The organism is Flavobacterium sp. HJ-32-4 (assembly GCF_022532105.1).
Classification (GTDB): domain Bacteria; phylum Bacteroidota; class Bacteroidia; order Flavobacteriales; family Flavobacteriaceae; genus Flavobacterium.
This window is the reverse complement of sequence record NZ_CP092832.1, coordinates 1,333,056-1,355,042: the sequence shown is the minus strand read 5'-3', so window position 1 is coordinate 1,355,042 and position 21,987 is coordinate 1,333,056. Positions and strand designations below refer to the sequence as shown.

The 21,987-nt window shown below is 52.2% G+C and carries 22 protein-coding genes; 14 read left to right on the top strand and 8 right to left on the bottom strand.

The genetic code is table 11. The features are described 5' to 3' along the window. Nucleotide 1 precedes the first annotated feature (1 nt). The 5 genes from MKO97_RS05515 to MKO97_RS05495 all read left to right on the top strand — a co-directional run bounded on the left by MKO97_RS05515 (nucleotide 2) and on the right by MKO97_RS05495 (nucleotide 5,715). Complete coding sequence (locus MKO97_RS05515) at nucleotides 2-829, top strand: tetratricopeptide repeat protein (protein ID WP_241105064.1); 828 nt, start codon at nucleotides 2-4, stop codon at nucleotides 827-829. A gap of 12 nt (nucleotides 830-841) precedes the next feature. Further along, nucleotides 842-1,195, top strand: coding sequence for a preprotein translocase subunit SecG (secG, locus tag MKO97_RS05510; RefSeq protein WP_241105063.1), 354 nt, complete (start codon nucleotides 842-844; stop codon nucleotides 1,193-1,195). A gap of 147 nt (nucleotides 1,196-1,342) precedes the next feature. Beyond that, a complete protein-coding gene (gene groES, locus MKO97_RS05505; protein WP_241105062.1) occupies nucleotides 1,343-1,618 on the top strand; it encodes a co-chaperone GroES in 276 nt (91 codons plus the stop codon). 26 nt (nucleotides 1,619-1,644) lie between these two features. Continuing rightward, nucleotides 1,645-3,276: a chaperonin GroEL gene (gene groL, locus MKO97_RS05500; protein ID WP_241105061.1), complete on the top strand. Its 1,632-nt coding sequence runs from the start codon at nucleotides 1,645-1,647 to the stop codon at nucleotides 3,274-3,276. Between the two features lie 102 nt (nucleotides 3,277-3,378). Beyond that, nucleotides 3,379-5,715 carry a hypothetical protein gene (locus MKO97_RS05495; protein WP_241105060.1) on the top strand — a complete coding sequence of 779 codons (2,337 nt, stop codon included), beginning with the start codon at nucleotides 3,379-3,381 and terminating at the stop codon, nucleotides 5,713-5,715. Nucleotides 5,716-5,727: 12 nt separating this feature from the next. Here the strand turns inward: MKO97_RS05495 and MKO97_RS05490 are convergent, their stop codons facing one another. The 6 genes from MKO97_RS05490 to xrtF form a co-directional block, all read right to left on the bottom strand. Further along, on the bottom strand, nucleotides 5,728-6,468 hold the full coding sequence (locus MKO97_RS05490; protein WP_241105059.1) for a DedA family protein: 741 nt from the start codon (nucleotides 6,466-6,468) through the stop codon (nucleotides 5,728-5,730). A gap of 94 nt (nucleotides 6,469-6,562) precedes the next feature. Further along, a complete protein-coding gene (locus MKO97_RS05485) occupies nucleotides 6,563-6,910 on the bottom strand; it encodes a heavy-metal-associated domain-containing protein (RefSeq protein WP_241105058.1) in 348 nt (115 codons plus the stop codon). A 1-nt stretch (nucleotide 6,911) separates the two neighbouring features. Continuing rightward, nucleotides 6,912-8,951, bottom strand: coding sequence for a TonB-dependent siderophore receptor (locus MKO97_RS05480; RefSeq protein ID WP_241105057.1), 2,040 nt, complete (start codon nucleotides 8,949-8,951; stop codon nucleotides 6,912-6,914). Between the two features lie 49 nt (nucleotides 8,952-9,000). After that, a complete protein-coding gene (locus MKO97_RS05475; RefSeq protein WP_241105056.1) occupies nucleotides 9,001-9,420 on the bottom strand; it encodes a hypothetical protein in 420 nt (139 codons plus the stop codon). A gap of 16 nt (nucleotides 9,421-9,436) precedes the next feature. Beyond that, nucleotides 9,437-9,886, bottom strand: a complete 450-nt coding sequence (locus MKO97_RS05470) for an exosortase F system-associated protein (RefSeq protein WP_241105055.1) — start codon at nucleotides 9,884-9,886, stop codon at nucleotides 9,437-9,439. After that, nucleotides 9,867-10,418, bottom strand: a complete 552-nt coding sequence (gene xrtF / locus MKO97_RS05465; protein WP_241105054.1) for an exosortase family protein XrtF — start codon at nucleotides 10,416-10,418, stop codon at nucleotides 9,867-9,869. Before xrtF ends, MKO97_RS05470 begins: the two co-directional genes overlap by 20 nt. Nucleotides 10,419-10,512: 94 nt before the next feature. Between xrtF and MKO97_RS05460 the strand changes: the two genes are divergently transcribed. The 7 genes from MKO97_RS05460 to MKO97_RS05430 all read left to right on the top strand — a co-directional run bounded on the left by MKO97_RS05460 (nucleotide 10,513) and on the right by MKO97_RS05430 (nucleotide 18,295). Next, nucleotides 10,513-10,971: a GAF domain-containing protein gene (locus MKO97_RS05460; RefSeq protein ID WP_241105506.1), complete on the top strand. Its 459-nt coding sequence runs from the start codon at nucleotides 10,513-10,515 to the stop codon at nucleotides 10,969-10,971. 229 nt (nucleotides 10,972-11,200) lie between these two features. Beyond that, a complete protein-coding gene (gene rpsO / locus MKO97_RS05455; RefSeq protein WP_241105053.1) occupies nucleotides 11,201-11,470 on the top strand; it encodes a 30S ribosomal protein S15 in 270 nt (89 codons plus the stop codon). A gap of 144 nt (nucleotides 11,471-11,614) precedes the next feature. Beyond that, complete coding sequence (locus MKO97_RS05450) at nucleotides 11,615-13,930, top strand: polyribonucleotide nucleotidyltransferase (protein ID WP_241105052.1); 2,316 nt, start codon at nucleotides 11,615-11,617, stop codon at nucleotides 13,928-13,930. A 110-nt stretch (nucleotides 13,931-14,040) separates the two neighbouring features. Then, nucleotides 14,041-15,042, top strand: coding sequence for a C1 family peptidase (locus MKO97_RS05445; RefSeq protein WP_241105051.1), 1,002 nt, complete (start codon nucleotides 14,041-14,043; stop codon nucleotides 15,040-15,042). Nucleotides 15,043-15,048: 6 nt separating this feature from the next. Beyond that, nucleotides 15,049-16,320 carry a hypothetical protein gene (locus tag MKO97_RS05440; protein WP_241105050.1) on the top strand — a complete coding sequence of 424 codons (1,272 nt, stop codon included), beginning with the start codon at nucleotides 15,049-15,051 and terminating at the stop codon, nucleotides 16,318-16,320. 48 nt (nucleotides 16,321-16,368) lie between these two features. Then, nucleotides 16,369-16,917 carry an RNA polymerase sigma factor gene (locus MKO97_RS05435; protein ID WP_256463651.1) on the top strand — a complete coding sequence of 183 codons (549 nt, stop codon included), beginning with the start codon at nucleotides 16,369-16,371 and terminating at the stop codon, nucleotides 16,915-16,917. After that, nucleotides 16,907-18,295 (top strand): hypothetical protein, encoded by a 1,389-nt coding sequence (locus tag MKO97_RS05430; protein WP_241105048.1) that lies wholly within the window; start codon nucleotides 16,907-16,909, stop codon nucleotides 18,293-18,295. The genes MKO97_RS05435 and MKO97_RS05430 overlap by 11 nt, the downstream gene beginning before the upstream one ends. A 34-nt stretch (nucleotides 18,296-18,329) precedes the next feature. Here the strand turns inward: MKO97_RS05430 and MKO97_RS05425 are convergent, their stop codons facing one another. After that, nucleotides 18,330-18,953 (bottom strand): hypothetical protein, encoded by a 624-nt coding sequence (locus tag MKO97_RS05425; protein ID WP_241105047.1) that lies wholly within the window; start codon nucleotides 18,951-18,953, stop codon nucleotides 18,330-18,332. A 4-nt stretch (nucleotides 18,954-18,957) separates the two neighbouring features. Beyond that, complete coding sequence (locus tag MKO97_RS05420; protein ID WP_241105046.1) at nucleotides 18,958-19,692, bottom strand: LA_2272 family surface repeat-containing protein; 735 nt, start codon at nucleotides 19,690-19,692, stop codon at nucleotides 18,958-18,960. A 97-nt stretch (nucleotides 19,693-19,789) separates the two neighbouring features. Between MKO97_RS05420 and MKO97_RS05415 the strand changes: the two genes are divergently transcribed. Continuing rightward, on the top strand, nucleotides 19,790-20,743 hold the full coding sequence (locus MKO97_RS05415) for a hypothetical protein (RefSeq protein ID WP_241105045.1): 954 nt from the start codon (nucleotides 19,790-19,792) through the stop codon (nucleotides 20,741-20,743). 80 nt (nucleotides 20,744-20,823) lie between these two features. Further along, complete coding sequence (locus MKO97_RS05410) at nucleotides 20,824-21,687, top strand: RNA polymerase sigma factor RpoD/SigA (RefSeq protein ID WP_007137700.1); 864 nt, start codon at nucleotides 20,824-20,826, stop codon at nucleotides 21,685-21,687. Nucleotides 21,688-21,987 lie beyond the last annotated feature (300 nt).

Sequence of the window (21,987 nt, the reverse complement as noted above, 5' to 3'; positions counted from 1 at the left end):
GATGAACACAGCGGAATACACCTTTTTACTCTCACGCCCTACGGCGCTTCGCGACCGGCAACTTGCCGAGTTGGAGGAGATGGTACGCGAATTCCCGTACTTCCAGAGTGCGCGGGCGCTGCAGTTGAAAGGGTTGTATGCACAGGACAGCTACCGGTATAACCAGGCGCTGAAAACCACGGCGGCGTATACGCATGACCGGGGGGTGTTGTTCGACTTCATCACGTCGGGTAATTTCGAGAGCCTGCAGGACGCGTTTGACCAGGAAAAAGCGGCGCGGATTGCGGAGATCGTGGTGAACGACAGCGAGGAAGTGAAGCTGAGACGGGCGGATATGGATGTGGATACGCTGGAACAATCCATCCGGACGAGCATTGCGGTGACGCGGAAAGAACTGCCGACGGTCGACGCGGAGGAAAAACTGGGGATCGGGAAGCCACTTGATTTCTCGAAACAGGAGAAACACTCGTTTATGGAGTGGCTGCAACTGACGTCGATCAAGCCGATCGAGCGGCGTGCGGAGCCCGAAGCGACACCGATACCGGAGGAGCGCAAACGGAAACTCGACCTGATCGACCGGTTCATCGAAAGCAATCCGAAGATTGTGCCGAAGCGGGACGAACCGGGCACTGTGGCGGCTTCGCTGCCATCGGAAACCGACACGCAGTCGCTGATGACCGAGACGCTGGCCCGTGTGTACCTCGAGCAAAAGAAGTACGAAAAGGCCATTCAGGCGTACGAAATTTTAATTTTGAAATATCCGGAAAAAAGTAGTTTATTTGCAGACCGAATTTCAGACATCCGGTCTTTACAACAGAATTCCAATTAAATACGATATAAGATGCTTACTGTTTGCTTAGTGTTGATCGTCTTCGTTTGTTTCCTCCTGATCCTGGTGGTGATGGTACAAAACCCGAAAGGCGGCGGACTTTCCTCTTCATTCGGCGGTTCCCAGCAATTGGGCGGCGTTCAGAAAACAACCGATTTCCTTGATAAAAGTACCTGGACGCTGGGTGCTATTTTGGTGGCCCTGATTTTGGTATCGGGTATGTTCTTCGAATCAAGCGCTCCGGTAGCAACAGAAGAAGACCAAACCGAGGCTCCGGCTCCTGAAAGCAACGGTAGCGATGCACCGGCTGCAAAACCGGCTGCTCCGGCGGGCACGACTGAAACGCCTGCTCCAGCTCAAAAATAAGTCTCACACGACATCAGAAAATGCCAACATGGTGTCATGTTGGCATTTTTTTTACCATTTTGTCAGGACAAACGCGCTTGGCACGATTGTGGTCAGGCGCGGGGGCAGTAGTATAATAACCCTTATTTAATCATAAAACCATTGCTTATGAGCGTAAACATCAAACCACTTGCTGATCGCGTACTGATCGAGCCTTCCGCAGCGGAAACGCAGACGGCATCGGGCATTATTATCCCTGACACGGCAAAAGAAAAACCACAGAAAGGTACGGTTGTGGCCGTCGGAAACGGCACCAAAGACCACGAAATGACCGTGAAAGTCGGTGACACCGTGCTATACGGAAAGTATGCCGGCACCGAGCTCAAACTCGACAACAAGGATTACCTCATCATGAAGGAAAGTGACATCCTGGCAATCGTCTAATCTCCAAAAAAACAACGTATAACATCATGGCAAAAGAAATAAAATTCGACATCGAAGCCCGCGACGGACTCAAGCGCGGCGTAGACGCATTGGCAAATGCAGTGAAAGTGACACTGGGCCCTAAAGGACGCAATGTCATCATCGGCAAATCCTTTGGCGGACCTAACGTCACCAAAGACGGCGTGACCGTGGCAAAAGAAATCGAATTGAAAGATACCCTCGAGAACATGGGTGCCCAAATGGTAAAAGAAGTGGCATCCAAAACCAACGACCTGGCCGGTGACGGCACCACGACTGCTACGGTACTGGCACAGGCGATCGTAAAAGAGGGCCTTAAAAACGTTGCCGCCGGCGCGAATCCGATGGATTTGAAGCGCGGCATCGACAAAGCCGTGGAAGCGATCGTAACCGACCTTGGCAAACAGGCGAAAGAAGTAGGAAGCTCTTCTGAGAAAATCAAGCAGGTGGCTTCCATCTCTGCCAATAACGACGACATCATCGGTGACCTTATCGCCTCTGCTTTCGAAAAAGTAGGCAAAGAAGGTGTGATCACTGTAGAAGAAGCCAAAGGAACCGACACGTATGTGGATGTAGTAGAAGGTATGCAATTCGACCGTGGCTACCTGTCGGCTTACTTCGTGACCAACCCGGAGAAAATGGAAGTCGAACTTGAGCGTCCGTACATCCTGTTGTATGACAAGAAAGTATCGTCGTTGAAAGAACTCCTTCCGGTACTTGAACCCGTTGCCCAATCGGGAAAACCGCTTTTGATCATCGCGGAAGATGTAGACGGCGAAGCCCTTTCTACCCTCGTGGTGAACAAGCTTCGTGGCGCGCTGAAAATCGCGGCTGTAAAAGCACCTGGTTTCGGTGACCGTCGCAAGGCGATGCTGGAAGATATCGCCATCCTGACCGGTGGTACGGTGGTCTCGGAAGAAAGCGGTTATACGCTTGAAAACGCGACCCTCGACATGTTGGGTACGGCTGAGAAAGTGAGCATCGACAAAGACAATACGACCATCGTGAACGGTGCGGGCAAAGCCGACCTGATCCAGAACCGCGTGAACCAGATCAAGGCGCAGATGGAAGTGACCACGTCGGACTACGACCGTGAGAAACTGCAGGAGCGTTTGGCGAAACTGGCAGGCGGTGTAGCCGTACTTTACGTAGGTGCTGCTTCGGAGGTGGAAATGAAAGAGAAAAAAGACCGCGTTGACGACGCCCTCCATGCTACACGCGCTGCGGTGGAAGAAGGCATCGTAGCCGGTGGTGGCGTAGCGTTGCTGCGTGCGAAATCGGTGTTGAAAGAGCTTGCTTCCTCGAATGCAGACGAAGCGACCGGCATCCAGATCGTATCGCGTGCGGTGGAAGCGCCTTTGCGTACAATCGTTGAGAACGCAGGTCTTGAAGGATCTGTGGTGGTCGACAAGGTATTGAACGGCAAAGACGATTTCGGTTACAACGCGAAGAGTGACGAATATGTCGACATGCTGAAAGCGGGCATCATCGATCCGAAGAAAGTAACGCGTGTGGCGTTGGAAAATGCGGCTTCGGTAGCCGGTATGATCCTTACGACCGAGTGCGCTTTGGTAGACATCAAAGAAGAGAATGCAGGCGGCGGCATGCCGATGGGCGGTGGAATGCCGGGTATGATGTAACCCGAATTCACCCAGAAACTAACGGAAGGAGGACAAATTTGTCCTCCTTTCTTTTTTGTATCAGAAAAAAATATAGCTTTATGGCAACCGAAAACATTCCGTATGAATTTTCCGATGCGCAGGGTGCTGTGGCTACCCTTCCTCCTGTTACCGCTATGGCTGTCGGCCCAGGACACGACGTCCCAAAAAGAAGCCCTATCCAAGACGATTGCGTCGTATTTCGCCCTTGACCGGGAGACCATCCACCTTCATTTCGACAAGTCCGTGTTCTTTACCAACGAAGAGATTTTCTTCAAAGGATATGTATACAACCGCAAGAACAAAGAACCGTATTACGCTACCACGAACATCCATGCGCGCCTGCTGGATGAGAGCGGACAGGTCGTAGCCGAAAAGCTATTTTTCGCCTCAAACGGCAGTTTTCAAGGGAATTTTACGCTGCAACCTACCTGGGGGAGCGGCTCCTACTACATCCAGGTTTTTACCAATTGGATGAATAATTTCAGGGAAGATGAAACGTCTGTTTTCCCCATTGAATTGATTAATGTGCAGACCGGACGGGCACCGCAGCGGGATCATTTTGCTGATGTTAAGGTCGAACTATTTGCAGAAGGAGGCACATGGGTTGCGGGCGTACAGAATACGATCGGCATCCGCGTCACAGGCTGCGACGGCTCGCCGTTTAGCAGCGGGCAGGTAGAAGTCGTTGATGCCAAAGGACAGGCGGTTGCGCAATCGTCGGTAAACCGCTTCGGACTCGCGAAGGTCGCGCTTGTTCCGGAGAACGGTATGAGCGTGCGTTTTTCTTCGGGTGACAAATCGGGTGAAGCGGCTTTTCCGGTTGCGGAAGCAGGTGGTATCGCTGTTGACATCAATAATTTCACGCTGCCAGGGAAAGTCATTGTGAAGGTCCGTCCGCATCCCTCGCTGCTTCCTTCCCTCCGATCCAAACCGCTTTTTCTGGTGCTCCAACAAGATGATAAGTCGACTATCGTGGATGTTCCTTTCCCTGATTCCAAAACGGAAGCGCAATTGATTTTGCAGGACAGCCTGTTGCAGGAAGGCGTCAATGTGGCCCGTTTCATCGACTCCGAACGGAAACAGTGGGCCGAGCGACTGGTGTTCCGGTATCCAGTGGTGCGTTCGACGCCTACTATAGAAAAACAGGCAGCTAAGGATGGTGTCATGAATTTCGAAGGGCACCACTTTACGGATGCCAACCTCAGCGTTTCAGCCGTTCCGGTCGACTCCAAAGCCTACGACGAAAACCACGACCTGTATAGTACCTTCTACTTCCAGCCGTATGTGCAGCTGCCGGTTACCAACGGCCGCTATTACCTTTCAAAATATTCAAAAGGGCGACACTACGAACTCGATCTGGCCTTGCTTGCCCAGCCTGGATCACGGCAGGCTTGGTCGGACATCATCGATATGCCGCCGGTGGAGAAGTTCGAATTTGAAAAAGGCCAAACCATCGCCGGCAACCTGTCACAGCCACTGAAAGATCGGGGGAAATATAAGATGAAACTCTATTCGATTACCGCGTTGTTACAGGAGTTCTCTGATATTGGCGAAAAGAACGACTTCGCTTTTCCCAATATGGTCATCACCGACTCGACTTCGGTGAAACTCTATTTGGTGGAAGTGCCCGGATTTGAACCCAAACCCTTCAAGTTTTCGGCCCATATCGTCGGAATGAAAGGAAACTGCCTAAAGCCCTTTCGCCCGGCACCTTCTGAGTGCCCGTTGTTTCCGACGCCAGAATCCGTTGCGATACCGAAATTTGCCAAGAACTTTGTGCAACTAGCCGAGACGGAAGTCAAAAACACGAATAAACTGAAGCGACAGGATTGGCCCGGGCATCACGACCTGAATGGTTATAAGGTGCCGCCCACTGCCACGCAGCGCGTCACGACCTTTCTCGAAACGCGGGGCTTCAACGTTGTCGACGACAATATATCAGTTACCATCACAGCCCGGGGTGTCAGCACGATAAATGGCGCTCCGCGAACGCCGGTGCTGTATATCGACAATATCCGACAGATGACATATGACGTGCTCGTGGGTATGACGATGGATGAAATCGATGAAATCTACACCAATGCCCACACCATCGTTCCGTCGGTTACCAACAATGAAGGGGTGATACGCATCTATCGGAAAAAACCAAAGATATCCGGACCTGCCTCGTTCGCACAGGAATTTGCGGTAAACGGCGGATTTGCCCGTATCCACGATTTCCACAATCCCGAGCTTATCTCGACCTCCGATGAGGGCTTCCATAATTTCGGGGTGATTTCCTGGATCGGAACCTTTATTACCGACACATCGGGCTTGGTTCGCTTTTCAATACCCGATTACCGCATGCCCTCGACCTTGCATGTGGAAGGATTCACATTTGACGGAAGCCTGATTTGCGAGCGGTTTGATATCCCATAAAAAAATCCGGAATCAATCCGGATTTTGAGGTGTATCGTCTTTCGGTTGTTCGGGTAGTTTCCGCGCGAACTTGATGATGACGGGGGCCAACGTAACGACCACTAATCCAATTACAATGAGTTCGATGTGGTCTTTCATGTTGATATCGAATCGCTCCATCAAATAATCATTGAGGTAGTGGCCTGCGAATATCAGGCTAAACGACCATACTACGGAACTGACGACGTTATAGAACATGAACTTCTTCTTGTCCATATTGACAATACCCGCCACAATCGGCGCGAACGTCCGGATAATCGGAAGGAAGCGCGCAAAAATGATGGCACGTCCGCCATGCTTCTCGAAGAAATCTTTCGACTGTATCAGGTATTTCTTCTTGAACAGGAAGGTATCCTGCCGTTTGTAGAGGTAATAACCGCTTTTCGATCCGAACCAATAGCCGGTCATGTTGCCCAACACACCCGCCAATGCGACCAACGATGCCAGAACGGTGACGTTGAGCAAATCGCTGTCGATGTGGTAAATCTGGTCGATCAGGCCGGGGCGGTGGTTCCCCAGGTCGTCAATCCACTCGGTGGCGTAGATACCCGTCAGGAACAGGAGGCTGTCGCCCGGAAGAAAGAATCCGGCAAAGAGCCCCGTCTCGGCAAATACGATAAACAACACAATCCATAATCCGATTTTGACGCCCCCTATTTCCAGAAGAATGTAGTATTCGGGGTTGATCAGGTTTTTCCAGTTAAAATCGGACATGAGAAAGGGTTATTTAAGGGTATGCATTTATCGTGCGTGAAATTACACATTATTTACGGCAACGGCAATCGAAGTTAGTCCGATTTGGGAAAGACTATTCCGGCTTGCGTTCGTATTTACAACACCCGTGCAAGGCTTCGTAATCGGCCTCGGTGGCACGGTGGCGATCCGTATCATGGCCAGCTTTCGCCACGGCTTGTTCCACGGCGTCAACCGTGGTCTTCTCTTCGTTGAGGATGAGCGCCAACCGGTGACTCTCTATATCCCAGATAGCCATTTTCACGCCGTCGACCCGTAGTGCGGCTTTCTCAATCCGTTTCTTGCACTGGTCGCAATTACCGTTGACTTCGACGTCGTATCGGGCGTTCTTGTTTTTCTTTTGTTGTGCCTGGGCGGAAAAACCGGCCAACACCATTACCAATAGGATTACATACTTGTTCATATCATTTGTTTTTTTGTAGTACTTTATAACGAAGGCCGGCATAGAACATCCGGCCGAAGACAGGGGCATACGAAATGGAGGCATCAAAGGTGGGGCCAAACGGATCATCCGCCCCTAGTATGGCTTTTTGCTGGCGGTAATTCCCGATATTTTCGCCGCCGGCATACAGCTCGAACGCGCCCGAGAACACCCGTGTTACCTGAAAATGCACGAGCGAATAGCCTGCCACGCGATTGGGAAGCCGGTCTGCCTGGGGGTTGGTTCCGGTGTAGGGCAACCACTGCGCGCCCAAGGCGTTGTAGGTCGCGTCGAACTTCCAGCGGCGCCCGTCGTGATCGGGGGTTTCATAGGCGATATTCCCAAAGAGGCGTTGTTGGGGCTGCAAGGGCTTCTGGCGGTAGCCCGATGACATGAAATCCGTGCGCACCTGATAGGTTTTATACGCCAGGCGGACATTCAATCGCCGGATTGGCTCGCTGTCAAAATCGACCTGCAGGCTGGTGGCATCCGACCGACCCTGAAGGTCATAGAATGCGACGCTTTGCGGACTACCATACATATCCACCACTATCTGGTTGTCGAACACGGTGCGGTAAAGGTCGAAACCTACTTCCGACGGCTTCCCGAAAAGGGAGAGCCGTTGCTGGAAACTCAGGCCGTAGTTCCAGGCGACCTCCGGGTTGAGTCCGTATAACTTGCCGCCATTGCCCATCAAATCAAACGTTCTTGCACTGGCAAACAGCTGTTGGTTTTCAGCGAAGATGTTGGCGGCGCGTCGTCCGCGTCCGGCAGAGGCCCGCAAGACCCCTTTTTCCCACGGCACATAGCGCACATGGAGGCGGGGTGTCAGGAAAGCCCCCAGGCGGTTGTGGACATCGGCGCGCAATCCGGCAATCAGGCTGAAGTTGTCGTCGTTATTGAAATTGTATTCGAAGAAGGCGCCGACGGAATTGTCGATACGGTCGAAATTCTCATCAATCTGAGGCACAACCACGTATTCATTATAGTGATCGTACGTGAAACTCAACCCGGTGGTAAACTTATGTCGGGTATTATCTATGATGGAACTGAAAATCAGGTTCGAATAAAAACTCCGCTGGGTGAGGTTGTACAGATTCTGTCCGAAATAGGAATTCTGGTCGTGCACCGAAAAGGCATTCTGCCAGCCTATACTTTGGTAGGGCATATCCAGGAATACGTATCCTGTTTTGGTGGACAGGTCCAGGCGGCGGGTGCGTATCTCAGATCCCCAATGGTGGGTGGTGCCGCGATCACGATCGGGATCGAACCCGGTTTCTCCGGTGACCTTATTATCGTCGAGATAGCGAATGGAGGCAAATCCTTCCCAACCCGTTTCCGGATCGTGGTACTGCCAACGACTGGCGATATTCGCCTGCCGTGCCAGCGGGTTGTCGAGGAAGCCGTCGTCGTTCATATCGGTCTTAAACGGACGGGCGTTCCCGTGCACCAACAGGCTGCTGCTCCATTTTGGGGAAAGCCGACGGGTGAAGTGCGTATTGAGCTCGAATCGACCATCGGAAGAGGAATAGACGTTGGCGAAGAACGGGATGTCGTCCATGGGTTTGAGTAGTTCGGTGTTGACCTGGCCTGAAATACTTTCAAAACCATTGATAACCGAGCCGGCGCCTTTGGTCACCTGGATGCTGTGTACCCAGGTGCCGGGCGTAAACGACAATCCGTAAGCCTGCGAGGCGCCGCGCGCAAACGGGATGTTCTCTTCGGTGACCGCAAGGTACGGACTCGCGAGTCCGAGCATACGAATTTGGCGCACGCCGGTCAGTGCGTCCTGGAAATTTACGTCGATGGCCGGGTTGGTTTCAAAGCTTTCCGCGAGGTTACAGCAGGCGGCTTTGAGCAATTCCCGACTCGACATCACGGTTGTATTCGCCGTGGCAGTAAGTGCTTTTTTGAGGCTTTTGCGGCTGGTTTCGACTTTTACCTCCTGGAGGGAATCCGTCACAGGATCCTGCGCCATGGCAAAGGTCGACACCAGGAGTAGCCCATAGTGTTTGAAATGCATATACGTGGTGTATCGTTAAACAAGGAAAAAGGTCCGAGTCAACGATGCCCTAGGCGTATACGAGATAAGAAGAGTAGAGGATAAATAACGGGGGGCCATGCGCTTCACAACGGAAGGCTGGAATACGGTAGACCGTAGACGGCACCGGATGCTGGAACCGTAATGGCGGCTGTGTGGGCGTAGTGAGGATGGCGTCGACACCGAAACCGCTTTTCGCAATAGTCGGTGCGTCTTGCTTGACTTTAAGCTGGACGGAGGTTTCGTCGCAACATCCTTTCTTTTCGAGTGTAGACCCGGTAGCGCAGCCGGATGCTGTGTCCGGCTCCATGCCGCAACCACCGCCTGTGAGGTGGAAACCGGCGGCTACAGAAACCGCTTCCCCTCCGCAATAATGCACGCGTACCGCCAGGCTCGTCTGGGTGGCCAAGAGCACAAACGACAACAGTAAAGCGAGCGTTTTGCGGGTCATGACGCAAAGATACGGATTATTCGCCGTTTGCTGCCTGGCGGTCCTGGAAATAGAACGCCGGAATGAACAGGATGATGAACAGCGGCTGGATCAGGAAGCGCCGCACGTAGAAAAGCGCCAGGAGGTTGTGGTCGAAGCATTGCAGTACGATCCAAAAGGCGATAAACAGCACTACAAACAGCAGGGCATACAGCAGGGCGGCGAACCGTAGCTTGGATACGGATTGGAACAGGACGTAGAGCAAGGTCAGCGACACGACCATATTAAGGGTATATCGAAACGTCAGTCCGAGTACCAGTTGAACGGAAGCGTATTCCGGAAGCGGCTTACCCTGGTATTCGCCATGAAAGAAATCGAGGAACGGGTCATAGAACAACGAGCGCTCAAAAAGGCGGATGGCCGCGAGTGCCGCTACCAGCAGGACGGCAAGTACGATACGTATGATATTACGCTTTTTTCCGGGCATGGGGCGAGAATTTTCGGATCCATAGTACCCATAACAGGAAGATGGTGCCGTAGATGACGAGTGGGAAGAGGATATCGTGCATCAGGGCCTGCGATTCGGGATACGTTCGGATGCCGATGGTTAGCAGGGCAATGCGGGCCACGTTCAAGAGATGGATCAGGACGAGTCCACCCAAAATAAACAACCCGGTTTTTTTGAAAGTCGATCCGAAAGCCACGATAAAGGCCGTAAACAGGATCATGAGACTTATGGCGTTACATCCCTCGATCACGCGTACGACAGTCTTCCCTCCCACTAACACCCTGTAAGAGGCTTCGCTTTCGTGTGGCAGCATCGACGCGTCATATCCTGACAGTTGCAAGACACCCACCACCTGTTCGGAAACCAGGCGGGTCATGGCGTCGATTTCATGGATACGTTCGTCATACGACCCCAGAAAAAGCTGGTAGAGCAGGGTCAACACGATGTAGACCCCGAGAAATTTCAGCAGGAACAGCAAAAAAGGGCGGTATTGGCGAAACAGGGTCTGCATGACATTTAACAATTTTCTATCATCCTGCGCCGTACGGGTGTCCTACCTTTGTAAAGAAAACCAGGCGCCGCGCGCCACGACGAAAAAAGACGCCATGACATTCGAGGAACTGAAGCCAAAAGTACAGGATATTCTGCACCATACCAACATCCTTCGCGAGGATAAGCTACTTGAAATCTGCCACCTGTTGCGCGACAACATCGACTATTACGATTGGGTCGGTTTTTATTTCCGCAATGGTGAGAAGGAAGAACTGATTCTCGGGCCGTATGCCGGTGAGCCGACCGACCACACGGTTATCCCTTTTGGGAAGGGCATTTGTGGACAGGTAGCGGTGTCGAACCAGAATTTCGTAGTTCCGGATGTGACGGCGCAGGATAACTATATCGCGTGCAGCCTGACCGTCAAATCGGAGATCGTCGTGCCGATGTTTGTAGACGGACGCAACATCGGGCAGATCGACATTGACAGTGAGGTTGCCGACCCTTTTACCGAGCAGGATGAGCGTTTCCTGGAATTCGTCAACGCGGAAATCGCGAAGTTGTTCCGATAAGCCAACCCAATCTTACCTTCATCCCCATTACCGACGCCACGTGCGCCGTGGTTTATGTTGTCTATACACTACCTCCACCACTCCCACTCTCGACTTTTGACTTTTGACCTTCGACTTTTGACTTTCGACTTTCGACTCAGTCCTCTTGCCTATCCAAAAAATAATACTACCTTTGCACCCGTGTACGAAAAACGTAGCACTACATAATAATCATTTAAAGAATATTAGCATGTATTTGACTAAAGAGAAAAAAGAAGAAATTTTTGCCAAGCACGGAGGCGCTGCGACCAACACCGGTTCAGCAGAAGGGCAGATCGCGCTGTTCACCTACAGGATCAACCACCTCACGGAGCACCTTAAGAAAAACCGCCACGACTACAACACCGAGCGTGCCCTTGTAAAGTTGGTAGGTAAAAGAAGGAGCCACCTTGACTACCTGAAGAACACCGAGATCAACCGCTACCGCGCGATCATCAAAGAACTCAACATCAGGAAATAATCTGACCGAAAGAGGCGCCCGCGCGCCTCTTTTTGTTTTGGAATCCGGCGCAAAAAAAGTTTTGGTTTTTCATTGGGTCTGCAACTACAACAACACAACTACAACAACAAACAAAAACCCACTGTTTAATCAACAAAAGGATTTATGATTCCAAATGTTATTACCGAGGTTATCGATTTGGGAGATGGCAGGACCATCTCGATCGAAACCGGAAAACTGGCCAAACAGGCCGACGGATCGGTAGTAGTGCGTATGGGTGACACCATGCTGCTCGCTACCGCAGTCTCCGCAAGAACTGCAAACCCTGGAGTGGATTTTCTTCCGCTCACCGTTGACTACCGCGAGAAATTCGCCTCTTCAGGCCGTTTCCCAGGTGGTTTCTTCAAGCGCGAAGCGCGTCCTAGCGACAAGGAAGTATTGACCATGCGCCTTGTGGACCGCGTGCTCCGTCCGCTTTTCCCGGATGATTACCATGCCGAAACGCAGGTAATGATCCAATTGATGTCACACGATGAGGAAGTCATGCCGGATTCACTGGCCGGACTTGCCGCTTCTGCTGCCATCGCTGTTTCCGACCTGCCTTTCCCAACCCTGATTTCAGAGGTGCGTGTGGCACGTGTTGACGGTAAATTCATCATCAACCCTAGTCCGTCACAACTCGAAGCGTCTGACATCGACATGATGATCGGTGCGTCTGCCGACTCTGTTGCGATGGTAGAAGGTGAGATGAAAGAGATTTCCGAAAAGGAAATGGTCGAAGCCATCAAATTCGCCCATGACGCCATCAAGGTACAGGTTGCCGCCCAGGAACGCATGCGTGCGGCTGTTGGCAAAGCGATGCGCGAATACGAAGGTGACAAGTCAAACGAGGCCGTCTATGCCCGCGTGAAAGAAGCCGCTTACGACAAGTACTACGCCATTGCACTTGAAGGTTCGTCCAAGCAGGAGCGCAGCGAGAAATTCTCAGCCGTTAAGGAGGAGGTCATCGCGACGTTCACCGAAGAAGAACTTGCCGAGAACGGTGACCTGGTGAGCACGTATCTGTATAAAGTACAGAAAGAGGCCGTCCGTAACGTCATCCTTGAAAAAGGCATCCGTCTTGACGGACGTAAGACAACCGACATCCGTCCGATCTGGTGTGAGGTCGATTATCTGCCACGCACCCACGGTTCTGCTATCTTCACACGGGGTGAAACCCAGGCGTTGGCGACCGTCACCCTTGGTACATCGCGCGAAGCGAACATCATCGATACACCATCTGAGCAAGGTGAAGAGCGTTTCTACCTGCACTACAACTTCCCTCCTTTCTCAACTGGTGAGGCACGTCCGCTACGCGGTACGTCACGTCGTGAGGTAGGCCACGGAAACCTGGCGCAACGGGCGTTGAAAAACATGATCCCGGAAGATTGTGCCTATACCATCCGTATCGTATCGGAAGTTCTTGAATCAAACGGATCGTCTTCCATGGCCACTGTTTGTGCCGGCACGATGGCGCTTCTTGATTCAGGTGTTGGTATGGTGAAGCCGGTATCGGGTATCGCCATGGGACTCATCTCAGACGATGCTACCGGTCGTTGGGCCGTATTGTCGGATATCCTTGGGGATGAAGATCACCTGGGTGACATGGACTTCAAAGTAACGGGTACCGCTGACGGTATCACGGCCTGCCAGATGGACATTAAGATTGAAGGACTTCGTTATGATATCATGGAGCAGGCGTTGGAACAGGCACGTGCCGGACGTCTTCACATTTTGGAGAAGCTGACAGAGGCCATCCCAGCTTCACGTCCGCAACTGAAACCAAATGCGCCGAAGATCATCATGGCGTACATGCCAAGCCAATACATTGGGCCGTTCATCGGACCAGGTGGAAAGAATATCCAGGAACTCCAGAAATTGTCGAAAACGACCATCGTACTCAACGAAGTCGACGACCAGGGTGTTGTCGAAATCCTCGGTACCGACCAGGATGGTATCGACATGGTTCTGGCCAAGATCGAAGCGCTTAAGTTCAAACCGGAAATCGGTGAGACGTACCGCGTGAAAGTCATCAAGATCATGGACTTCGGTGCGGTAGTGGAATACCTCGACGCGCCGGGTAACGAAATCCTGCTGCACGTGTCAGAATTGGCATGGGAGCGCACGGAGAACGTAACCGATGTGGTCAACATGGGTGATGAACTTGATGTGAAATTCATGGGTATCGATCCGAAGACGAAGAAAGAGCGTGTTTCCCGTAAGGCGCTTCTCCCACGCCCTCCTCGTGATGAGAATGCACCGCGCCCGGAGCGTCGCGATGACCGCGGACCACGTCGCGATGACCGTGGACCCCGCCGTGACGATCGCGGACCGCGTCGTGATGACCGTGGGCCACGTCGTGATGACAACCGTCCGCCGCGCGAACCACGCCCGGACCAAGAAGAATCCCGTGAGTCACACAACGACGAAACACAGGAATAGTACCAGTTATATATATAGGTTAATTCAGGAAACCCTGCTTCTATCGGAGCAGGGTTTCTTTTTTGAGGCAACCTTTTGCTTTGTGGTCGACTATAGCTAAAACAGGTCATATGAAACTACGTCTCCTGGTTGCCATCTTCATCGCATTTTCAGCCCTAAGCTGTGAAACCGAACCCGTGGGAAGCCGCACGCGCCCACCCGATAACGTCAATCCGATTGACTGGGAGCCGGAGCCGGAGGAAGAAAATCCACCCATCGATCCCGAAACGCCTATTGAGACGGAAGTTGCACAAAACGACCCGAAAAACTGTGGCCTCAATGACGCAGGCTGCGCGAGCATTACCGAGCCCGCGCTGCCGCTACCGGTTTTTGAGATTCCGCCCGACCTCCCGGTGCTGTTTGACCTCAGTGCCGATATGCCGCCCGTGCGAAGCCAGGGGGCGCAGGGAAGCTGCGTGGCGTGGGCCACGACCTATTACCTAAAAAGCTATCAGGAAAAAATCCAATATGGCCATGTGTTTACCACCTTCGACCAGGTGATGAGTCCGGCGTATGTTTATAACCAGGCGAAAGAAGCCGGCGGTTGCGATGTGGGCACCTGCATCGAGAACGCACTCCATGTATTGAAAGCACAAGGGGCCTGCACATGGGCGTATTTTCCGTACAACCCTTCCGTATGCACCTACCAGCCCGGAAGCGTGGCACGAACCGAGGCCGAGGCCCATAAAATTAGTGACTATTACGCGGTCTACCCGCTTGCGGAAACCGGTTCCTTCACAACCCGCAATGTCGTAAAGGCGATGATCGCTACGCAGATGCCGGTGGTCATCGGTATGAAACTCGACCAGTCGTTCCGGGCGGCCACACCCCGGGATGCCGACAACCGCTTCGTGTACCTCCATTGCGACAGCACGCAACTTGTCGGCTCACACGCCATGCTCGTGGTGGGGTACGACGACGACCTGGCCGCGTTCAAGGTGGTGAACTCATGGGGAACCGACTGGGGCAACGAAGGTTACTGCTGGGTGAGTTATGATTTCTTCCGACAAGCCTCCGATCCTGACTATGAATACGGCCTTTTAGGCGCTTATATCGCGTATGACGCAATTTAAATTACCATGAAACGATACCTCCCCTTCCTGTTTCTCGCCCTGGCGGGATGCACCGACCTCGATGATACCCTACGGGCCGACACCATCGTCCCCGACTTTGACAATGTGATCACACAGCAGGACGTCCTGTTTACGCAAGTGAGCCAGATCAGCAACGAGGACACCGACCCGTTACAGCACATCGTCTGCATTGACTTCGTCTATCCCCTTACCGTCATTACCTATGATGGTGATCTCGATCCGGTGGCGCAAGACCAGATTGTCGGCGACGCTGATTTCAGTGCTTTCCTCGGCAACCTGGTTACAGACGCTGCGATCAGTATCAGCTATCCGATTTCGACCACACTAGCAGACGGCAGCGTCTTTTCCATCCATAACAACGAAGAGTTGAAGGCGGCGATCGACAGTTGCAACCGTGACGACATCATCCGGTATTGCAACGGATTGTTTTGTCCGCCCACACCCTGCGTCTGGAACGTCGATTACGTAGAAGGCGGTCGCAATGGGTTTGTAGGTGGTGTTTTCCAGACCCATCCCGACGGGACATTAACCTTTTACTACAATGGCGAAACCTATGAGGGTACGTGGACGTTTCTTTTCGTAAACGACAACTACCACATGAACATTTATCTCGGCGGCACCTCAGCCCTAGCCGACTACTGGCAAATCGACGCACCTGTCATCGTCACGCCTGATACTATCCGTATCGGCGACGGAAACCAGTTGATACAACTAAGTCGTTCCTGTGAAACCGAAACGGCCTATTCGATTGGCGCCGTCGGTCCGCAGGGAGGGTTGGTATGCTATGACAAAGGTTCGTATAGCGAGGGATGGCGGTATATTGAGATAATGGAAAGCGACCTACCTTCCGCGCAATGGGGATGCAACATCCTGGCGATTCCGCAGGCATTACAGGACGGCATGGGTGCCGGAAAATGGGCCAGCGGCGATATTGCCCGGATGCATGGGGCGCTGGTCGATTTCTACACTACGCCTTCCGTCTGTTCCCCTACCGCCGACGGAACCGTGGCTGCACGGGAAGTATTGTTATTTGGGGCGGATGTCGGCCATCGCTGGTTTCTTCCTTCCAAAGCGGAACTCCAGGCTATACGGGACGCCCTTGTGCCGCTACTGCCCAATGAGTTGAACGGACGCTATTGGTCGGCCACCGACGCTACGGGTGCTACTGCCTTTGTGCTGGACGCTACGACCAATGTGATGAGCGCTGAAGATAAGACGACATCGGGCGTGCATGTGCGCGGAATCCATTACTTTTAAGAGGGATGACACGCATTTCCGATTTACCGAACGATACCCCTGCTTCCGTTGGATCTCGATAACATCATAAAAGGCTGTATGGACGGCGACCGAAAGGCGCGGGAAGCACTCTATGGACGCTACCGAAATACGCTCTTCGCGCTCAGCCTGAAGTATTGCGCCAACCTGGAAGAAGCCGAAGACAACCTGCACAACGCGTTCGTCGAGATCTTCACCAACATCCGAAGCTTTGCAAACAAAGGGTCGTTTGAGGGATGGATGAAACGGATCACCATCCACAAAGCAATTGACAGTTACCGCAAAACCTTTGGACTCGTCGCCCTGCCTGACAAGCTCCCGGATGACACCACGGTAGATGAAGACGAGATGGACGTGTCGCTTGACCGGTTGTTGGAACTCGTGCAACGTCTTCCCAACCAGTACCGGCTGGTATTCTGCCTTTATGAGTTGGACGATTATTCGCATAAGGAAATCGCCTCAATGCTGGATATTACAGAGGGCACCTCAAAATCAAACCTACACAAGGCCAAGGCTTTGTTGAAAAGAGAGTTACAGCAAACTCCCATTAACCCTAAAAAGGTGAGCAATGGAAAATAAAAAAGATATCGGTCGCGCCTTCCGCGAACGCCTGAAAGACCTCGACCAAACGCCTTCTGACGAAGTTTGGGCTCGTATCGAGGCCGACCTTGAAAAAAAGAAAAAACGCCGCGGCGTGTTCTGGCTTTGGTGGCCGGGACTGGCGGCAATGCTCCTGGTGGGGTATTTTGGCGTTACGTATTTCACCGGGGATGCTGTCGAGAGTAACGACAATTGGGAACGACGTGACGAAAAATCGGCTCCGGTACGCCCTTCTGTATCACAACCCGTCGTATCACATCCGGATGGAAAGGTAGACCCTAGTGATCCAAACACCCTGCATCCTGAGAGGTCGGCACCGACGTCAGGCAACACGACTACTGTAACGGCATCCCAAAAAGCCCATTCCGTCGAGTCGTCTCGTCCTTCCTTTACTAAAAAAGGGCCGGTGCACCGAAATCACCGGCGTACGCGAATGCACCCTCCGACGCGCTTTACATCGTATTTTGCTAAAAAGCGAATGGCGTCTTCCCGCGACGCGTTCGGACAGGCAGAAGAGGCCAAAGGCATCGCATTTCAGCCGAATCCGACGGGAAGTCTCGGGCGGGAACTGCTGTTTCCCACCAGTGATTCCCTTTCCGTTGCCACAACACCGACGGCAGACAGCACCGCCAACCAAAAGAAAACCGTCAAAAAAGACGAATCCAAAGCTGCAGAGGAACCCAAGCCCCAGTATGAGTTTTACGTGGGCGGTTGGTATGGCCCAAACGTAATGGCATCCTTCGGGAACGCCTCGCCTCTCTCAGATGCCGCTACCTTCTCGGGCAAGGGAAAGGCAGGCCATTCGTTCGGCTTGTTTGCGAAGTGGAAGTTCAACGGCCGTTTTGGTATCCAGATTGGCTACTCACAGGTAAACCTGGCGTACCAAACCCACATCTCGGGGGTCGGGAGTGATAATCGCTTCCTTGACTACAGTCGCATTGATTTGGCTGCCGGAATGTCGCCTATGGATGTCGAAGAACGATTCGTAAATGCCCAGACGGTTACCATTGACCAGGAAATCCGGTACTCCGAGATTCCCATCACGTTCAGCTACCGGCTACTAGACCGCAATCTCGGGGTGGAGGCACTACTCGGCATAGCCCTGATGCGCTACAACCGCAATGAATTAGTCGTCTCGGCAACGGGAACCCAAACGTTTTCTCTGGGAGGTCAAAACAACTTCCTGAAAACCACTTCGGGTATTGACGCAGGTTTTCAGGTATACTATAAAATCGGGTCGCATTGGCGCGCCGAGGTAACGCCGCTCTTCCGTTACCCCCTTAAGACGCTCGAAAGCGACACCACCTTCCGACCCCGGTGGGTCACAGCTCAATTCGGATTTAGTTACAGATTATAAGTTGGTTAGGCCCGGTTTTAACGCCGGGCTTTTCTTATTGCTTGTATACAATCCCTACCAACAACGCGCCGCTTCCAAAATCGCGCGGTAAGTCTTTGTAAAACCAGGAGTAAGGTGTCCACTGGTAACCCGCCTGTACACCTACATTCTTGTAAAACCAGCGTACCCCGAGTCCGATTGACATGGTACTGAACACCTTGCTGTATCGTTCCTTTTGAAAGGGAGCAGAGGGATCGGTATAGCCTACAAACTGTGATCGGTACGTCAGGAAGCCGTAGCCCAGGGTCGAATACCATTCCATGCCGGTGGTCGGAGATTCGAAGAAATCCATCCGTGCCGAGTAGCGGATACCTATGGTGCCGCCGAGTCCACGGATGCGGTTGTTGAAGATACTGTCGCGATGGATATACTGGAAGTTGCCCACGCTTTCCGGAACCGTCAGGTTGAAACCAATCTCGAGTGATTCGCGCTCGAAATGGACGGCGCGGTACCAGAATCCGAAGTTCACAGACGGCTGGATTTTGTCTTTTAGGCCGTCAAGCGGAATGTACCCTCCGGCTTCGACATATACACGTTCGGTGGGCGACAGGAAAGGACGGGCCTGTGCCGATCCTATCAGGGAGGCAAGCAATAGCGAAACACAAATGATCTTTTTCATGCGATTACCAGTTTAAGAGGGGTAGTACCCGTTTTTTATTGATGTTCAACAAGCCTAGCTGAAACCCGCGATGGGTGCGGTTGATCAGCCCAATCTGGAAGCCATATCGCGACGAACGGGCTGAGTTGATGGCTCCCAGCTGTAGCCCACGCAATTCACGGGTCATGTTGAGGAGCCCTATTTGCGTGCCCCGTACCTCCCAGGCGCTGTTGGTGAGGGAAATAGAGCCTCCGTTCAGGTGCCGGATGGAGGAGAACGGACTGATGGTGAATCCGTCTACCCGAACTGCTCCAACGGCAAGTGCCGATACGGAAACACCCTGCATCCGGTTCAGGAGGGTAGCGGTCGAGAGGTTGAGTCCGCGCACCTCCGCACCTTCTTCGATAAATCCACCCGTACTTACATTGATTCCATTGACCCGGATAAACGTTGGCGCCGCCGCCGGAAGGCTGTCAATGATGGGAATTTCACCCCGTTTGCTCAGGTACATAACCCTAACGATCCCGGCGAGTACGAAGGCCGCGCCGGTCGGACTCAATTCGGTGTTGAGGCCGTTTACGGTTTGCCGTTCGATCAGTTTACTGCGATAATGGCCGACGCCCAGCACCCATCCGTCGACACGGCTTACCTTACGGGAAATGGGCGATAGGCTGAACCCGCGCTGTATATGGCCCGGTAAGCTGTCTTGTGCGCTTGCACTACCTGCTATGAGGAGTGCCAAAAGGAGGATTTTTTTCATTTGGATGTGTATTTTACTGAGCCAAAACTATTGCGATAATAACAATCGATGTTGTGTTAAATAATTTTAGTACTATTGTGTTTTGCGAAAATCACAAATGAACCAAGATCTGCTGCTGGCTGCCATCCGAAAGAAAATCCCACCCGGTGATTCGTTGCTGGATGTATTGTCGGCTGTCCTATCGATTAGCTACGATGCGGCCCACCGGCGGGTATCCTCTAAGAGCAAGTTCTCGATAGACGAGGCCGTCGCGTTGTGTCGGCATTTTAACCTGTCGATGGATGCGGTGTTGGGTGCCGATAACAAAGTGGTGGTCGAAAAGACCAAGGAAATCCATTCGTTTGCTGACCTGGCTGATTATTTTGCGACATCGGCGGATTATCTGGAACGTTTCCAGAAGCAGGACGCGGTGATGTATTATTCCGCTAAGGATATCCCGCTGTTTCATACGGTGGGCGGTACGCTGTTGTCGAAGTTCAAGCTATATGTATGGATGGCGTTGCTGACCGGTAGCGACATGACGCCTTTTTCGGGGTTTACGGTACCGGAAGCCGTACTACCGCACAGCAGCCGACTGCGGAATGCGTATGCGAATATGGCCATCCGTGAAATCTGGAATGATACGACGATCAACAGCACCTTACAGCAAATCGACTATTTCTCGGAATCGGGATTGCTGACACCGGACGCGGCGCGCGCGCTCTATGAGGATGTCCGCACATTATTGGCGGAAACCGAGCGTCGCTGTTCGCGGGCGGATGCGCGTTATGATCTGTACCATAATGAGCTTTTGATTCTTAACAATAACGTACTCGTGTGCGATGAGAACCGTATGCGCCTCTTCGTCCCTTATACGATGTTAGGTTATTTCATCACCGGAGACGACGTGACGTGCCGGCACGCCCGCGACTATTTTCTCTTCCAATTGCAAAACTCAAAATCGCTGAACCACTCCGGCACCAGAGACCGTAAATTATTCTTTAGCAAGATGTTACAAAAGGTTGCCTTTTACGAAGCGCGCCTGACGGCCCGGGTCGATCTTTCCTACTAAAGATTTTTTTGGAGGTTTGTAACTTTTTCGGAGCGGCATACGTATAACTACAAGTATCGTAACCCCACTCAGACTAATTCATGAGACAACTTAAGATTACCAAGCAGGTAACCAACCGGGAGACTGCTTCACTTGACAAGTACCTACAGGAAATCGGGAAAGTCGATCTTATCACCGCTGACGAAGAGGTGGAACTCGCACAAAAGATCAAGGCCGGAGACCAGAAAGCGTTGGAGAAGCTGACAAAAGCCAACCTTCGTTTCGTGGTATCCGTTGCCAAGCAATACCAAAACCAGGGATTGACGCTTCCCGATCTGATCAACGAAGGAAACCTTGGATTGATCAAAGCTGCGCAGCGCTTCGACGAAACCCGCGGTTTTAAATTCATTTCGTATGCGGTTTGGTGGATCCGTCAATCGATTCTTCAGGCGTTGGCCGAACAATCGCGTATTGTGCGTTTGCCGCTGAACAAAATCGGATCGATCAATAAGATCAACAAGATGTATGCGTTGCTCGAGCAATCGAACGAGCGTCCACCATCCGCGGAAGAAATCGCGAAAGAACTCGACATGACCGTCAACGACGTGAAGGAGAGTATGAAGAATTCCGGACGTCACCTGTCAATGGATGCGCCGTTGGTAGAAGGCGAGGATTCGAACCTGTATGATGTATTGCGTTCAGGCGAGTCTCCTAACCCCGACCGTGAACTGATCCACGAATCACTGCGGACGGAAATCGAGCGTTCGCTTGAAACGCTTACACCGCGTGAAGCGGATGTGGTGCGTCTGTATTTCGGATTGGGTGACCAACATCCGATGACACTTGAGGAGATTGGCGAGACCTTCGACCTCACGCGCGAGCGTGTGCGCCAGATCAAGGAGAAGGCTATCCGGAGGTTGAAACACACCTCACGCAGCAAAATCCTGAAGACCTACCTGGGATAATTGCAACAATAGCCGGGCATTTTACATTTGGATTTTTTAAATTTAGTTGTATTTTGCACGTCCATAATTTACGATTATCACTTTTTTGATATAAACGCGACAACAGTCTGATTAACTGTTCGTTTTTTGATTGATGATTGAAACTCCGGCTGATTACCGGAGTTTTTTCATGTTGTAGGGTCACCTAGATACTATTTGAAACTCCGGTCTGTTCGCACAATGTGCTCGGGTTCCCGGAGTTTTTTCATTTCAGCCGCGAAGGCACTAAGACACGAAGGGCACGAATTATCGACTGAGTGG

What these genes read in the sequence shown, in the direction of transcription:
- MKO97_RS05515 (WP_241105064.1), top strand. Translation starts at nt 2, where the DNA reads ATGAACACAGCGGAATACACCTTTTTACTCTCACGCCCTACGGCGCTT.
- secG (WP_241105063.1), top strand. Translation starts at nt 842, where the DNA reads ATGCTTACTGTTTGCTTAGTGTTGATCGTCTTCGTTTGTTTCCTCCTG.
- groES (WP_241105062.1), top strand. Translation starts at nt 1,343, where the DNA reads ATGAGCGTAAACATCAAACCACTTGCTGATCGCGTACTGATCGAGCCT.
- groL (WP_241105061.1), top strand. Translation starts at nt 1,645, where the DNA reads ATGGCAAAAGAAATAAAATTCGACATCGAAGCCCGCGACGGACTCAAG.
- MKO97_RS05495 (WP_241105060.1), top strand. Translation starts at nt 3,379, where the DNA reads ATGAATTTTCCGATGCGCAGGGTGCTGTGGCTACCCTTCCTCCTGTTA.
- MKO97_RS05490 (WP_241105059.1), bottom strand. Translation starts at nt 6,468, where the DNA reads ATGTCCGATTTTAACTGGAAAAACCTGATCAACCCCGAATACTACATT.
- MKO97_RS05485 (WP_241105058.1), bottom strand. Translation starts at nt 6,910, where the DNA reads ATGAACAAGTATGTAATCCTATTGGTAATGGTGTTGGCCGGTTTTTCC.
- MKO97_RS05480 (WP_241105057.1), bottom strand. Translation starts at nt 8,951, where the DNA reads ATGCATTTCAAACACTATGGGCTACTCCTGGTGTCGACCTTTGCCATG.
- MKO97_RS05475 (WP_241105056.1), bottom strand. Translation starts at nt 9,420, where the DNA reads ATGACCCGCAAAACGCTCGCTTTACTGTTGTCGTTTGTGCTCTTGGCC.
- MKO97_RS05470 (WP_241105055.1), bottom strand. Translation starts at nt 9,886, where the DNA reads ATGCCCGGAAAAAAGCGTAATATCATACGTATCGTACTTGCCGTCCTG.
- xrtF (WP_241105054.1), bottom strand. Translation starts at nt 10,418, where the DNA reads ATGCAGACCCTGTTTCGCCAATACCGCCCTTTTTTGCTGTTCCTGCTG.
- MKO97_RS05460 (WP_241105506.1), top strand. Translation starts at nt 10,513, where the DNA reads ATGACATTCGAGGAACTGAAGCCAAAAGTACAGGATATTCTGCACCAT.
- rpsO (WP_241105053.1), top strand. Translation starts at nt 11,201, where the DNA reads ATGTATTTGACTAAAGAGAAAAAAGAAGAAATTTTTGCCAAGCACGGA.
- MKO97_RS05450 (WP_241105052.1), top strand. Translation starts at nt 11,615, where the DNA reads ATGATTCCAAATGTTATTACCGAGGTTATCGATTTGGGAGATGGCAGG.
- MKO97_RS05445 (WP_241105051.1), top strand. Translation starts at nt 14,041, where the DNA reads ATGAAACTACGTCTCCTGGTTGCCATCTTCATCGCATTTTCAGCCCTA.
- MKO97_RS05440 (WP_241105050.1), top strand. Translation starts at nt 15,049, where the DNA reads ATGAAACGATACCTCCCCTTCCTGTTTCTCGCCCTGGCGGGATGCACC.
- MKO97_RS05430 (WP_241105048.1), top strand. Translation starts at nt 16,907, where the DNA reads ATGGAAAATAAAAAAGATATCGGTCGCGCCTTCCGCGAACGCCTGAAA.
- MKO97_RS05425 (WP_241105047.1), bottom strand. Translation starts at nt 18,953, where the DNA reads ATGAAAAAGATCATTTGTGTTTCGCTATTGCTTGCCTCCCTGATAGGA.
- MKO97_RS05420 (WP_241105046.1), bottom strand. Translation starts at nt 19,692, where the DNA reads ATGAAAAAAATCCTCCTTTTGGCACTCCTCATAGCAGGTAGTGCAAGC.
- MKO97_RS05415 (WP_241105045.1), top strand. Translation starts at nt 19,790, where the DNA reads ATGAACCAAGATCTGCTGCTGGCTGCCATCCGAAAGAAAATCCCACCC.
- MKO97_RS05410 (WP_007137700.1), top strand. Translation starts at nt 20,824, where the DNA reads ATGAGACAACTTAAGATTACCAAGCAGGTAACCAACCGGGAGACTGCT.